Annotated in this window: 10 protein-coding genes; 6 read left to right on the top strand and 4 right to left on the bottom strand. The window is 71.5% G+C overall.

What is annotated here, in order from left to right:
- Nucleotides 1–37: 37 nt before the first annotated feature.
- Nucleotides 38–1,126 (bottom strand): alpha/beta hydrolase-fold protein, encoded by a 1,089-nt coding sequence (locus ACIQZO_RS34240; protein ID WP_403634013.1) that lies wholly within the window; start codon nucleotides 1,124–1,126, stop codon nucleotides 38–40.
- Nucleotides 1,127–1,536: 410 nt separating this feature from the next.
- On the opposite strand from ACIQZO_RS34240, the gene ACIQZO_RS34235 reads away from it, so the two are divergent.
- The 5 genes from ACIQZO_RS34235 to ACIQZO_RS34215 all read left to right on the top strand — a co-directional run bounded on the left by ACIQZO_RS34235 (nucleotide 1,537) and on the right by ACIQZO_RS34215 (nucleotide 8,751).
- Nucleotides 1,537–3,045, top strand: a complete 1,509-nt coding sequence (locus ACIQZO_RS34235) for an aldehyde dehydrogenase family protein (RefSeq protein ID WP_403634011.1) — start codon at nucleotides 1,537–1,539, stop codon at nucleotides 3,043–3,045.
- On the top strand, nucleotides 3,042–4,568 hold the full coding sequence (locus ACIQZO_RS34230) for a GMC family oxidoreductase (protein WP_403634008.1): 1,527 nt from the start codon (nucleotides 3,042–3,044) through the stop codon (nucleotides 4,566–4,568). The genes ACIQZO_RS34235 and ACIQZO_RS34230 overlap by 4 nt, the downstream gene beginning before the upstream one ends.
- Nucleotides 4,565–5,698 (top strand): glycine betaine/L-proline ABC transporter ATP-binding protein, encoded by a 1,134-nt coding sequence (locus ACIQZO_RS34225; protein WP_403634005.1) that lies wholly within the window; start codon nucleotides 4,565–4,567, stop codon nucleotides 5,696–5,698. The genes ACIQZO_RS34230 and ACIQZO_RS34225 overlap by 4 nt, the downstream gene beginning before the upstream one ends.
- A gap of 67 nt (nucleotides 5,699–5,765) precedes the next feature.
- Nucleotides 5,766–7,784, top strand: a complete 2,019-nt coding sequence (locus tag ACIQZO_RS34220) for an ABC transporter permease subunit (protein WP_403634003.1) — start codon at nucleotides 5,766–5,768, stop codon at nucleotides 7,782–7,784.
- A 1-nt stretch (nucleotide 7,785) separates the two neighbouring features.
- The gene (locus ACIQZO_RS34215) at nucleotides 7,786–8,751 is read left to right on the top strand and encodes an ABC transporter substrate-binding protein (protein ID WP_403634000.1); all 966 of its coding nucleotides are present in this window, start codon (nucleotides 7,786–7,788) and stop codon (nucleotides 8,749–8,751) included.
- Between the two features lie 75 nt (nucleotides 8,752–8,826).
- Here ACIQZO_RS34215 and ACIQZO_RS34210 read toward each other — a convergent pair whose 3' ends face one another.
- The 3 genes from ACIQZO_RS34210 to ACIQZO_RS34200 all read right to left on the bottom strand — a co-directional run bounded on the left by ACIQZO_RS34210 (nucleotide 8,827) and on the right by ACIQZO_RS34200 (nucleotide 11,528).
- Nucleotides 8,827–9,606 (bottom strand): TetR/AcrR family transcriptional regulator, encoded by a 780-nt coding sequence (locus ACIQZO_RS34210; RefSeq protein ID WP_403634155.1) that lies wholly within the window; start codon nucleotides 9,604–9,606, stop codon nucleotides 8,827–8,829.
- Between the two features lie 95 nt (nucleotides 9,607–9,701).
- Complete coding sequence (locus ACIQZO_RS34205; RefSeq protein WP_403633998.1) at nucleotides 9,702–10,079, bottom strand: FKBP-type peptidyl-prolyl cis-trans isomerase; 378 nt, start codon at nucleotides 10,077–10,079, stop codon at nucleotides 9,702–9,704.
- Nucleotides 10,080–10,529: 450 nt separating this feature from the next.
- Complete coding sequence (locus ACIQZO_RS34200) at nucleotides 10,530–11,528, bottom strand: NADP-dependent oxidoreductase (RefSeq protein WP_403633996.1); 999 nt, start codon at nucleotides 11,526–11,528, stop codon at nucleotides 10,530–10,532.
- A gap of 122 nt (nucleotides 11,529–11,650) precedes the next feature.
- Between ACIQZO_RS34200 and ACIQZO_RS34195 the strand changes: the two genes are divergently transcribed.
- Nucleotides 11,651–12,526, top strand: coding sequence for a LysR family transcriptional regulator (locus tag ACIQZO_RS34195; RefSeq protein WP_403633993.1), 876 nt, complete (start codon nucleotides 11,651–11,653; stop codon nucleotides 12,524–12,526).
- Nucleotides 12,527–12,665 lie beyond the last annotated feature (139 nt).

The following is a 12,665-nucleotide window of genomic DNA, read 5'->3' as shown; positions in this document are numbered from 1 at the left end:
GCGAAGGGGGCCCGGGGCTCACCCCGGGCCCACGCCCCTAGGCGAGCGCCCAGGCGACGTCGCGGAGGAGGGCCTGGCGCCAGCCCGCGCGGTCGTGGGCCGATGCCGAGCGGGAGACCCGTACGGTCGCGCCCGCCCGCTCGGCCAGGGTCTCGACCCGCTCGCAGTGGGGCAGCATCCGCGTCTCGTGCTCGCCCGCATCGAAGGCGATCCGCAGACCCGACAGATCTCCGTGCTCCCGCAGCCGGGCGGCGATCGCGCCGCCGACCGGGCCGCCCAGCGGGTCCGCCGACTTCACGGCCCCGGGTGTCCACCACAGCGACCCCGACTGGCAGGCGACGCGCGACACCAGATCCGGGAACTCCAGCGCCGCGTACACCGCGCTCAGCCCGCCGAGGCTCTGCCCGGCGACGACCAGCCGGTCCACGTCCGCCGGAACACCGGATTGCGCAACCAGCGGCAGCAGTTCGTCCCGGACCGCCTGCCACAGCTCCGGCCGGCACCCGAACTCGGCCTCCCGGTCCCGGGTCGGCAGGAACACCAGGGTGACGGGGGGCATTTCGCCAACGGCGACGGCGGAGTCGAAGGCGGTCATGGCGGGGTGCAGGTACAGCCAGTCGTCCCCGTCGAGCAGCAGCACCACCGGACCGCCGCCGCCCGCCGGGTGGACCCGTACGGTCCGGCGCCCGCCGAGCCGCTCGCTCGCCCAGCGGAGCCGGGTCCGCGGTACCGGCAGCACGTCGTCGGCGCCGACCGGCGGCCAGTGCGGCTGGTCCGGGGCGTCCGGGGTGGCGGCGATGGACCGGTCACCGCCCGCGCCGACCGGGTTGAGGGGGTCGGCGTACGCGCTGCCGTCCGTACGGAACTGGTACGTCACCCGCAACCGCGCGGGCATCGGCACCTCGGCGTACCAGCAGTCCGTGTCGCGCCAGCGGCGCAGCGGAACATCGTCCGACCAGCTCTCGAAGGTGAGGTCGGCCGCGCGGCCGCGCCACAGGAACAGGACCCCCCAACCGCCGCCCTCGGCAGGCACCGCCCCGGGCGCACCGGCCGCCGCCGCCCAGAACTCCTCGGACCCCGGCTCGCCGGGCAGCCCGTATGCGGCGAAGGCGTTCTCCAGGGGCATGAAGTCTCCTTGCGGGGCATGTAGTGAGGTCTACCTCACTTTATAGCCCGCCTGTCGGGCGCTTCCCGAGCAGGGGGACGAGCGGTGTGCGGGCGGCCGGGACGTTCCTGGACGCCGCCCGCGAAGACGTCGCAGTCGTCGCTCTGTGTGACGATCTATGACGGTCGCGGTTCCGGCCTGAAACGGCCGTGTGCGGGCGCTGCCCGTCGGCCCGCGTTCCCGTTCTGTGCGCCGTGCCCATGTGCTGAGCTCGAGCTATGCCTTATGCCCATATTTAGCCTGCCTTGGCGAGTGAACCAGGCCACTCTCTGCAATGTATTGCGCATGGATCTCGGGAGTCGGGGCAGGCGGCCGGATCAAGTCGGTGTAACCGACAGGGGGACTCAAAGGGACGAAAGGCAATACGGAACGTGACGCCAGCACAGCAGACCATTCACGTGGGCGGAGAGTGGCGCGCAGCCCTGTCCGGGGCCACGCGCGAGATCATCGACCCCGTCGACGCGACCCCGTTCGCGGTCGTGGCGGAGGGCGGCGTGCAGGACACCGACGACGCCGTCGCCGCCGCACGCGCCGCGTTCGACGACGGCGCCTGGCCGCGTACCCCGGTCGCCGAGCGGGCCGCCCTGCTGCGACGGGTCGCCGACCTGCTGGAGCAGGGCCGCGAGCGGATCGGCGCCCTGGAGAGCCAGGACGCGGGCAAGACCCTCGAAGAGGGCCGTGTCGACGTCGACTGCGTCCGCGACGCCTTCCTCTACTTCGCCGACCTCGTGGAGAAGGAGGACGGCGGGCGGATCGTCGACGCCGGTTCGGACGAGATCCACAGCGTCGTCGTGCACGAGCCGGTCGGGGTCTGCGCCCTGATCACGCCGTGGAACTACCCGCTGCTCCAGGCCAGCTGGAAGATCGCGCCCGCCCTCGCGGCCGGCAACACCCTCGTGATCAAACCCAGCGAGATCACCCCGCTGACCACCGTCGTCCTGATCGAGTTGCTGTTGGAGGCCGGACTCCCGCTCGGTGCGGCCAACATCGTCACCGGTCCCGGCGACACGGTGGGCGCCCGGCTCGCCGAGCACCCCGACGTCGACCTCGTCTCGTTCACGGGCGGCCTCGTCAGCGGTACGAAGGTCGCCAGGGCGGCCGTCGAGAGCGTGAAGAAGGTTGCCCTGGAACTGGGCGGCAAGAACCCCAACGTCGTGTTCGCCGACGCGTGCTCGACGCCCGAGGGGTTCGACACCGCCGTCGACCAGGCACTCAACGCCGCCTTCATCCACAGCGGGCAGGTCTGCTCGGCCGGCTCCCGCCTCATCATCGAGGAGCCGCTGCGCGATCGTTTCGTCGCCGAGCTCGCCCGCCGGGCCGAACTGATCCGGCTGGGACGCGGCACCGACGAGGGCGTCGAGTGCGGCCCGCTCGTCTCCGCCGCCCAGCTCGCCAGGACCGAGGCGTACGTGGCCTCCGCCCTCGCCGAGGGCGCGCAGCTGCGCGCGGGCGGCGAGAAGCCGGCCGGTCCGGGCTACTTCTTCCGGCCCACGGTCCTCGACCGGTGCCACCGCGGCATGCGCGTCGTCCGCGAGGAGGTCTTCGGCCCCGTCCTCACCGTCGAGACCTTCCGCACCGAGGAGGAGGCCGTCGCCCTCGCCAACGACACGGAGTACGGCCTCGCCGGAGCGGTGTGGACCTCCGACGCGAGCCGTGCCCGCCGGGTCGCCGCCCTGATGCGCCACGGCACCGTCTGGATCAACGACTTCCACCCCTACCTGCCGCAGGCGGAATGGGGCGGCTTCGGGAAGTCCGGCATCGGCCGCGAACTGGGCCCCGGCGGCCTCGCCGAGTACCGCGAGGCCAAGCACATCTACCAGAACCTCGTTCCGCGCCCCGTGCGCTGGTTCGCGGGCACGAGGGCGGAGGACCGGGCATGAACGACCAGCACGTGTACGACTACGTCGTCGTCGGCGGCGGCACCGCCGGTTCCGTCATCGCCTCCCGGCTGACCGAGGACCCGGACGTCACCGTCGCCGTCATCGAGGGCGGCCCCAGCGACGTCGGCCGCGACGACGTCCTCACCCTGCGCCGCTGGATGGGCCTGCTCGGCGGCGAACTGGACTACGACTACCCCACCACCGAGCAGTCCCGCGGCAACTCGCACATCCGCCACAGCCGTGCGCGGGTGCTGGGCGGCTGCTCCTCGCACAACACCCTCATCGCGTTCAAGCCGCTTCCCTCCGACTGGGACGAGTGGGCGCAGGCCGGCGCCGAGGGGTGGGACGCGGCAGCCATGGACCCCTACTTCGCCCGGCTGCGCAACAACGTCGTCCCCGTCGGCGAGGCCGACCGGAACGCGATCGCCCGGGACTTCGTCGACGCGGCGCAGACCGCGCTCGGCGTGCCGCGCGTCGAGGGCTTCAACAAGGCCCCCTTCCACGAGGGTGCGGGGTTCTTCGACCTCGCCTACCACCCGGAGACCAACAAGCGGTCGTCCGCCTCGGTCGCCTACCTGCACCCGTTCCTGGACCGGCCGAACCTCCACATAGCCCTGGAGACCTGGGCGTTCCGGCTGGAGCTGGAGGGCACCCGCGCCACGGGCGTGCACATCCGTACCAAGGAGGGCGCGGAGCACGTCGTACGCGCCCGGCGCGAGGTTCTGGTGTGCGCCGGGGCCGTGGACACCCCGCGCCTGCTGCTGCACTCGGGCATCGGGCCGCGCGCCGACCTGGAGAAGCTCGGCATCCCCGTCGTGCACGACCTGCCGGGCGTCGGCGAGAACCTGCTCGACCACCCCGAGTCGGTGATCGTGTGGGAGACGCACGGTCCGATCCCGGAGAACTCCGCGATGGACTCCGACGCCGGCTTGTTCGTCCGCCGGGACCCGGCGTCGGAGGGCCCGGACCTGATGTTCCACTTCTACCAGATCCCCTTCACCGACAATCCGGAGCGCCTGGGGTACGAACGGCCCGCGCACGGCGTGTCGATGACCCCCAACATCCCCAAGCCGCGCAGCCGCGGCCGGCTCTACCTGACGAGTGCCGACCCCGAGGTCAAGCCCGCGCTCGACTTCCGGTACTTCACCGACGAGGACGACTACGACGGCCGGACCCTCGTCGACGGGATCCGCATCGCCCGCCGGATCGCGGCGAGCGAGCCGCTGGCCGGATGGCTCAAGCGCGAGGTGTGCCCCGGGCCCGAGGTCACCTCCGACGAGGAGCTCAGCGCGTACGCCCGCCAGGTCGCCCACACCGTCTACCACCCGGCCGGCACCTGCCGGATGGGGGCCGCCGACGATGATCTCGCCGTCGTCGCACCCGATCTCACGATCCGGGGCCTGTCCGGCATCCGGATCGCCGACGCGTCCGTTTTCCCCACCATGACCGCCGTCAATCCCATGATCGGCGTGCTCATGGTCGGCGAGAAATGCGCCGACCTGCTGGGAGGTACGACCCGATGAACATCCCGAACACCGCGACCGCGAACACCGCGACCCCGAATACCGCGACGCCGCACGCCACGCCCCCGCCGCAGACATCCGCTGAGGCCGTCTTCTCCGTACGCGACCTGTGGAAGGTCTTCGGTCCGAAGGCCGACCGCGTGCCCGCCGACAAGGAACTCGCCGCCCTCGACACCACCGAGCTGCGCGAGCGCACCGGCTGCACCGCAGCCGTCCGCGACGTCTCCTTCGACGTCCGCAAGGGTGAGGTCTTCGTCGTCATGGGCCTGTCGGGCTCGGGCAAGTCGACCCTCGTACGCTGCCTCACCCGGCTCATCGAACCGACCTCGGGCACGATCTCCATCGACGGTGAGGACGTCCTGTCCATGGACACCGGCCGGCTCCGCGAACTGCGCCGGCACCGGGCCGCGATGGTCTTCCAGCACTTCGGTCTGCTGCCGCACCGGACGGTGCTCGACAACATCGCCTACGGCCTGGAGATCCAGGGCGTCGGCCGCACCGAACGGCGTGACCGCGCGGCCGAGTTCGTGGCGAAGGTCGGCCTGGACGGCATGGAGCACCGTCGGCCGAGCCAGTTGTCCGGCGGCCAGCAGCAGCGCGTCGGCCTGGCCCGCGCGCTCGCCGTGGACCCCGAAGTCCTGCTGTTCGACGAGCCGTTCAGCGCACTGGACCCGCTCATCCGCCGGGACATGCAGGAAGAGGTCGTACGCCTGCACCGGGAGGAGGGACGCACGATGGTCTTCATCACCCACGACCTGAACGAGGCGCTGAAGCTCGGCGACCGCATCGCGCTGATGCGCGACGGCCGGATCGTGCAGCTCGGCACACCGGAGGAGATCGTCGGAGCCCCCGCCGACGACTACGTCAGGGACTTCGTCCGGGACGTGCCGCGCGAGCAGGTGCTCACCGTCCGCTCGGCGATGCGCCCCGCTCTCGCCGCCGAGTCCGACGCCACCGGCCCGGCACTCGCCCCGAGCGCCACCGTCCACGAGGCCATCGAGGCCGTCGCCCGGACGGGCGAGAACGCGCGGGTCGTCGAGAACGGCCGGTGCCTCGGCGTGGTCGACCACGCGGGGCTGCTCGGTGTCGTCGCCGGGGTCCCGGCCGCTACGGGGAAGGCGGTGGCCTGATGTACGACCATACGACCTGGCCGCCGCCGTGCGGCATGACCGGCACCGACGCCGGGCGGTGGGGCCGATGACCGCCACCGTCACCCCTGTTCCCCCGGACCCCACGCCCACCAAGGCGCCCACGCCCAACGCGCCCGCCGGGACCACCACGACCTCCCCCGACGCGGGACCCGGTGTGCTGCGCGCCCTCGCGCGCCACCGCGGTCGGCTGATCGGGGTCTGCACCGCACTCGCCCTCGTCCTCGGCGCCCTGCTCCTGGGCGGCGGCGGATGGCCGGCCTCGCTCGCCGTCGACCTGTCGGGCCCGCTCGACCGCACCAGCGACTGGATCATCGACAACCGCGACAGCCACCCGCTGTTCCTCTACTTCCTCGGACACGTCAGCAACATCGTGGTCGTGTCCGTCCGCGCCGTGTACCTGGTGCTGCTCGCCCTCGGCTGGGCCGGCGTCACCGCCGCCGCCGGGCTGCTGGCCTGGCGCGTCGCGGGAGTCCGGCTCGCAATGACCTCCGTCGCCGCCTTCGCCGTGTGCGGACTCCTCGGCATGTGGGTCCCCACCATGCAGACGCTCGCCCTGATGGTGGTCGCCGTCGCCGCGTCCGTGCTGCTCGGAGGCCTCCTCGGCCTCGCCGCCGGCCTGTCGGACCGGATGCACCGGATCCTGCGGCCGGTGCTGGACACCATGCAGGTGCTGCCCGCCTTCGCGTACCTGCTCCCCGTCGTCCTCGTCTTCGGCATCGGCGTTCCCGCGGCCGTCCTCGCGACCGTCGTCTACGCGGCTCCGCCCATGGCCCGCCTCACCGCGCTCGGCCTGCGTGACGCGGACGCCGGCGTCGTGGAGGCCGCCACCTCCCTCGGGGCCACCGGCCGGCAGCGGCTGCTGACGGCCCGGCTGCCCCTGGCTCGCAAGGAACTGCTGCTCGGCGTCAATCAGTCGATCATGATGGCGCTGGGCATGGCCGTGATCGCGTCCGTCATCGGCGCGGGCGGCCTCGGCGACCGCGTCTACCAGGCGCTGGCCTCCGTCGACGTCGGCGCCGCGCTCTCCGCCGGCATCCCGATCGTGCTGCTCGCCATCGTCCTGGACCGGGTCACCGCCGCCGCCGGAGAGCGGATCGGCGCGGCTCCGGCCCCCCGGCGTCGGCTCGACTGGGCCGTCGTCGCCCTGCTGACCGCCGCGGTCGCCGTCACGGGCCGCCTCGCCGACCGGCTGTCGTGGCCCGCCGGGTGGACGCTGGACATCGCCGAGCCCGTCAATGGGGCCGTCGACTGGATGACCGCTCACCTCTACTCCGGCGTACCGCTCGTCGGTGGCACCGCCGACTGGGCGGGCCACTTCACCACCTGGGTCCTCGGCCCCCTGCGCGACGGCCTGCAATGGCTGCCCTGGTGGGCGGTCCTGCTGGCCGTCGGCGCCCTCGCCCTGCTCATCGGCACCTGGCGCACCGCCGCGACCGCCGTCCTCGCGATGGCCGCGATCGGCGTCCTCGGCGTCTGGGACCCGGCGCTCGACACGCTGTCCCAGGTCCTGGCAGCCGTCGCCGTGACCCTGCTGATCGGCTTCGCCCTCGGTGTCGCCGCGGCCCGTAGCACCCGCCTGGGCCGCGCCCTGCGTCCGGTCCTCGACGTCTTCCAGACGATGCCGCAGTTCGTGTACCTGATCCCGGTGGTCGCCCTGTTCGGTGTGGGCCGCGCCCCGGCGGCCGCGGCCGCCGTCGTCTACGCGCTGCCCGCGGTGGTGCGGATCACGGCCCAGGGCGTACGCGCCGTGGATCCGTCCGCGCTGGAGGCGGCGCGCTCGCTGGGCGCGACCGGGCGTCAGCAGCTGTTCCAGGTCCAACTGCCGCTGGCCCGGCCCGCGCTGCTGCTGGCCGTCAATCAGGGCGTGGTACTGGTCCTCGCCGTGGTCGTCATCGGCGGCCTCGTGGGCGGCGGTGCGCTCGGCTACGACGCGGTCTTCGGCCTCGCCCAGGGCGATCTGGCGACCGGCCTGGTCGCCGGCGCGGCGATCGTCTGCCTCGGCCTGATGCTCGACCGTGTCACCCAGCCGACACAGCGCCGCGATCTCGCCGGAAAGGGGGCCTGACATGGCTCGCACACGCTCCGCCGCACTCGCGGCCACCGTCGCCGTCGCCCTGACGGCCCTCACGGGCTGCGGCGCCGCCGACATGACCCGCCAGGCCTCCCCGTACGCCGACGCGAAGGGCTCCCGCACGGTGACGCTGTCCGTGCAGTCGTGGGTGGGCGCACAGGCCAACGTGGCCGTCGCCCAGTACCTGCTGGAGCACGAGCTCGGCTACCGGGTGGACACCGTCCAGATCGACGAGGTCCCCGCCTGGGACGCGCTCAGCCAGGGCCGGGTGGACGCCATCCTGGAGGACTGGGGCCACCCGGAGCAGGAGAAGCGGTACATCGAGGACAAGGGAACCATCGAACGGGGCGGCGACCTCGGGGTGACCGGCCACATCGGCTGGTTCGTGCCGACGTACTTTGCCGAGGAGCACCCGGACGTCACCGACTGGAAGAACCTGAACAAGTACGCCGACCAGCTCCGTACCCCGGAGAGCGGCGGCAAGGGTCAGCTCCTGGACGGCTCACCGTCCTACGTCACGAACGACAAGGCGCTCGTGAACAACCTGGACCTCGACTTCCAGGTCGTCTTCTCGGGCTCCGAGGCGGCGCAGATCACCCAGATCAAGCAGTTCGCCAAGGAGCAGAAGCCCTTCCTGAGCTACTGGTACAAGCCGCAGTGGCTCTTCGAAAAGGTCCCGATGACGGAGGTGAAGCTGCCCGAGTACAAGGAGGGCTGCGACGCCGACCCGGAGAAGGTGGCCTGCGCCTACCCGCACACCCCGCTGCAGAAGTTCCTCAACGCCCGCTTTGCGGACGGCGGAGGCGACGCTGCCGCCTTCCTCAAGAAGTTCCGCTGGACGACCGACATGCAGAACGACGTCGCCCTGATGATCGCGGACCAGAAGCTCTCCCCCCAGGAGGCGGCGGGCCGCTGGGTGAAGGAGAACGAGACCACCTGGCGGTCGTGGCTCCCGACCTGACCCGGGTGCGGCACGACGAAGCCGGGTGAGGGTGCCTGGAGGACGACCCCTCCAGGCACCCGCCCGACCCCTCGATCAGCGGGTGAGCCGGGTGGCGAGGCCGTCGAGGACGATGTCGAGGCCGTTGGCGAACTTCCTGTCGCGGAACTCGACCGCGGCCACGGCGAGTTGCTCGGCATCGGCGTCGGCATCGGCGTCGGCATCGGCGTCGGCATCGGCGTCGGCATCGGCGTCGGCGTCGGCGTCGGCGTCGGTGGCGGAATGGGCATCGGTGTCGGATGCGGCGGGCACGAGGCGGGCCGTGAACTCGGCCTCGGTCTGTCCCGAGCGGGCCACGGTGGTCAGCCAGGCGGACTCGGTCGTGCTCATCCCGATCGCGTAGGAGAACACGGCGTCGATCGCGCCACGGGGGTCGGGAAGACCGGTGAAGGCGAAGAGGGCGGCCAGCCGCTCGGAGATGGCGGAGAGGTTGGGCCCCAGGTAGGCCAGGCCCGCCCGGCCCAGTTCCGCGCAGAGCCAGGGATGCCGCAGGGCCGTGACGCGGAAGGACGCGGCGCACGCGGAGACCTCCGCCCGCCAGTGCGGACCGTCGCCCCGCGGCAGGATGACCTCTCCCAGGGCCTCGTCCACCGCCAGCTCCATCAGCTCGTCCTTGTTGGCGACGTGCCGGTAGAACGAGGTGGCGCCGGCGTTCAGCCGGGCGCCGAGCTTGCGCATGCTCAGCGCCTCGGTGCCGGTCTCGTCCAGCATCGCGATCGCCTCGCGGACGATCACGGCCCGGCTCAGCGCGGGCTGGCGCGGCGCCGCCTTGGGACGTGCCCACACGGACGGGACGGGGTCGCTGTTCGTTCTCACGGTCACGCGGGGTTCCTTCCGAGGTGCGCACGCTGTTCGCCTGAAGGGTACAGCTGCACCAGCGCGTTCCCGCTTGGGCCGAGCAGGGGGTTCCCTCAGACCACGGAGAGCAGGTCCACCACGAAGACGAGAGTGGAACCCGCCGGGATCAGCGGCGAGGGGGACTGCTTGCCGTAACCGAGCCGCGGGGGAATGATGATCTCGCGCCGACCGCCGACCTTCATCCCCCTGAGCCCCCGGTCCCAGCCCTTGATGACCCTGCCGCCACCCACGGCGAACTTGAACGGCTCGCCCCGGTCCCAGGAGGCGTCGAACTCCGCTCCGGACGCGAAGGTGACCCCGACGTAGTGAACCCGCACCACCCTGCCCGGCTTCGCCTCGGCCCCGTCCCCGACGGCGATGTCCCGGATGGTCAGCTCCTGCGGAGGCTCACCCGCCGGAACTTCGACCTCCGGCTTTGTCGGTTCACTCATCGCAGCCTCACTACTCTCCGCCGGAATCCCGCGCGCCGACCAGTCGGGCGCATGGTCACTCCCCGCGGTAGGTGATCAAGCTACCGAGAACCCCGATCGACTGGATACATCGCACCCCACGGAACACGCCGCGGCACGACCGGGCGGGCTGGAGCCACCCGCGATGAGGAAGCCGATGCGGCTGCCGGGCAGGATCAGACCATGGGGCGAACACAACGGTCGTCGGCACCTCACAGGCCGCGGCACAGGTGGCGGGACTCGCCGCCTACCTGCTCTCCATGATCGGACCCCGGCGACCGGCGGCAGTGCCAACGTGTGGACCCCGGTCGAGATGACCTGGCATCGTGAAGGTCCAGGTGGTGTCTTCGGTCAGGATCGCTTCCAGCTGGGGCACACTCAGCTCTTCCAGGGCGTGGGCGTAGTTCGCCACCGTCTGCTGGAGTCCGGCTATCACGAGATCACCGTCAGCACGATCTTGCCTTGGATGTGGCCCTGCGTGGCCCGCTTGTGTGCGCTGCCCGCCTCGGGCAGCGGGTAGGTGCTGTCCAACCCGACCTGGAGCTTGCCCTCGTCGAACAGGCGCCCGATCTCGGCGAGCTGGGGGCCGTTGGAACGTACCTGGATGTTCGAGACCGTGATGTCCAGACGCGCCGTCTCTTCCGGGTCGTACTGGGCGAAGAACACCGGAAGCATGGTGCCTCCGCGCTTGAGCACGGTCAGGAAGCGTGAGCTGTCCGGGCCACCGACGGTGTCGATCACCAGGTCGACGCCGCTGACCACGTCCGCGGCCTGCGTCGTGGTGTAGTCGATGAACTCGTCGGCGCCGAGCTTGCGCAGGAACTGCTCGTGCCGGCCCGAGGCCACCGCGATGACATGTGCCCCCTTCCATTTCGCCAGCTGTACCGCGAAGTGGCCCACTCCACCGGCGGCCCCGTTGACCAGCACGGTCATCCCTGGCGTGATCGGCACCGGCTGGTGCACCTGGCCGGTGAAAGCAGACGGCACGTTGTGGCCGAGGTCAATCAGGTACTGCCAGGCCGTGAGCACGGCCATCGGCGCCCCGGCCGCCTGTACGTGGTCGATAGCGGCCGGCTTGTGAGCCAGGTCCGAGGCCGGCGCGGCCACGTACTCGGCGTACGTCCGGCCGTCGAATCCGGGGAACCGCAGCATGCCGAAGACCTCGTCACCAACGGCGAACCCCAGCACGTCGGGAGCGACCGCCTGGACCACGCCCGACATGTCCGTTCCGGGGATCAGGGGGAACTCCAGCGCCGGCCTCATCTCGGCCGGCATGACCTTCATCCCCTCACGCAGGTACCAGTCCGGCGGGTTGATGCCCGCCGCGTGCACCCGGACGAGCACCTCGCCGGGGCCGATCTCGGGAACCGGCACCTCGTCATACTGCAGAACTTCGGGGCCGCCGGCTTCGTGGAACTGGATAGCCTTCATCGCGTCTGTCGCTTTCTCGGGGAAACGTTGCTCCTTCAGTCAAAGCCCAGGACGGCATGGCCGTCCAAGACCGGTTCGGCAACCTCATCATTCCGAAACGGCATGACGCGTACGCTGGAAGGGTGAACGATCTCGGACAGGACCTGGAACTGCGGCTGGTGCGCTACTTCACCGTGGTGGCGGCGCACCAGCACTTCGGCCGGGCCGCCGCCGACTTGCACGTGGCCCAGCCGGCGCTGAGCCGCCAGATCCAACGGCTCGAGAAGCATCTCGGCGCACGACTGCTGGACCGCGTACCCCAGGGCGCCCTGCTCACTCCGGTCGGCCAGAAGTTCCTCCCCCGGGCCCAAGCCCTGCTGCAGGCCGCCCGCCAGGCCGAGCTGGCCGTGCGTGAACAAGCCCGGACCGAACGAATCGCCATCGGCTACGTCGAAGACCTGGTGATCACTGCCGCCGTACGGGAACTGCGCAGCCGCTACCCGGACGCCGAGATCACCACCCGGTACCTGAGCTGCCGCGACGTCGGGGCGCTGTCCGACAAGCGCGTCGACGCCCTGATCGCGCGGGCCCCGCTGCCGCTCGCCGCCGACGACGTGATCACCACCCCGCTGTATCAGGAGCCCCGGATGCTCGTGGTCCCGCGTGGCCATCGCATGGCCGACCGCGCGTCGGTGACCGCGGAAGAACTGGCCGGCGAGGAGGCGGCGCCGTGCGCGTTCGAGACCGCGGACTGGACTTCCTACCGGATCCTCGGGGCCGGCGTGCCGCCGATCGAGAGCTACGAGGACAAGCTCGAACTCGTCGCGAGTGGAAGGGCGATCGCCGTGCTACCGGTCGGCGATCGGCGTAGCTCACTGCGTCCCGACCTCGTCACCGTCCCGATCGAGGGCGCTCCCCCCAGCCAGGTCGTCCTGGTCAGCCGCAAGGGCGACCCGAATCCGATGATCAGGAATCTCCGGCTGGCGGCCCATGCCGTCCTGACCGCCCCGGAAGCCTGACCGGGAGTCCCAGTCGGAAGCCGCGCTCGGCGCTGTCGGCCGACGCCCGCAGGCGGGTGGGCCGGTTGCCGGCTTCTGCGGTGAGTTCGAGGTAGTCCCGGCCACTGCTGAGGTTCAGGCTCCACCTTCTCGCCCGCAA

The sequence above is a fragment of the Streptomyces sp. NPDC097617 genome (assembly GCF_044761485.1).
Lineage (GTDB): Bacteria > Actinomycetota > Actinomycetes > Streptomycetales > Streptomycetaceae > Streptomyces.
This window is presented reverse-complemented; position numbering and strand designations above follow the sequence as displayed.